This is a genomic window from Pseudoxanthomonas sp. LjRoot204_2 (assembly GCF_056175765.1).
Genome location: NZ_JBGFFG010000699.1, coordinates 1 through 1,137, shown reverse-complemented (window position 1 = coordinate 1,137; position 1,137 = coordinate 1). Strand labels below are relative to the sequence as shown.

The 1,137-nt window shown below is 68.5% G+C and carries 1 protein-coding gene; it reads left to right on the top strand.

Going from position 1 to position 1,137, the window contains the following annotated elements; translation table 11 throughout:
• A partial coding sequence (locus tag AC04L7_RS19180; protein WP_475513774.1) for an aconitase family protein occupies nt 1-1,137 on the top strand: 1,137 nt, incomplete at both ends.

Genomic DNA, 1,137 nt, shown 5'->3' with positions numbered 1-1,137 from the left:
GTTCGAGAAAATCGTGGCGCGCCATGCGCTTGCCACCGAGCTGACGCAGGCGCATCCCGCGCCGGGCGACGGTGCCTTCGTGCGCGCGGACCTGCGCTTCATCCACGAGTACTACACCGGCATGGCCGCGCACATGCTGCACGCCACCTTCGGCCGTTCGCTGGTGCTGCACGACGCCGGTTCCATCGTCGTCTTCGAAGACCACACGTCCTATGTCGCGGAGAGCCCCGCGCACGTACGTGGCGGCCTGGTGCCGAATGTGCATCGCTTGGTCGAGGCGCAGCGCGAGTTCGCTGCCGCCTATGGCTTGCGCTCGCACCGCACGCTGACGGAAGAACAGGCTGCGAAGGACGACGGCACCAACGTGGCCGGCATTTCGCACGCCATGGTGGCGGAACACTATGCGCTGCCGGGCCAACTGGTGGTGGGCACGGATTCACACACGCCGCACAGCGGCGCGCTGGGGTGCGTGGCCTTCGGCGTGGGAACCACGGACATAGCGAACGCCTTCGTGACGGGAGCGGTGCGGCTGACGGTGCCGCAGTCCCTGAAGATCGTGCTCGATGGCTTGCTGGTCCCGGGCGTGACCGCGAAAGACGTCGTGCTGCATCTGCTGGCGCTGCCCTTCGTGCGCGATGGTGGCGGTGTCGGCAAGGTGTTCGAGTTCACGGGCGAGGTGGTGCGGCGCATGACGACTGACGAGCGCGCCACGCTCACCAACATGACGGCGGAACTCGGCGGCTTCACCGGCCTGGTCACTCCCGATGCGGAGACCGTGCGCTTCCTGCGCGAGCGCCGCGGCATCGACTTCGAAGTCGAGCCCTGGATGCGCAGCGACGACGGCGCGGCCTACGCCAGAACGCTCCACGTCGACTGCACGCAGATTCCCCCCATGGTCGCGGCACCGGGCGATCCGGGCAACGGCCTGCGGCTCATGGCGCTCGGCGAGCGGGTGCGCATCGACATCGCCTACGGCGGCTCGTGCACGGCCGGCAAGCGCGAGGATTTCGACCACTACCACGCGGTGCTCCGGTGGGCGGCGGACCGCGGGCTCAAAGTGGCGCCCGGCGTGGAGCTGTATCTCCAGTTCGGAACCACCGCGGTGCGCGACCACTGCATTGCAGCGGGGTACATGGA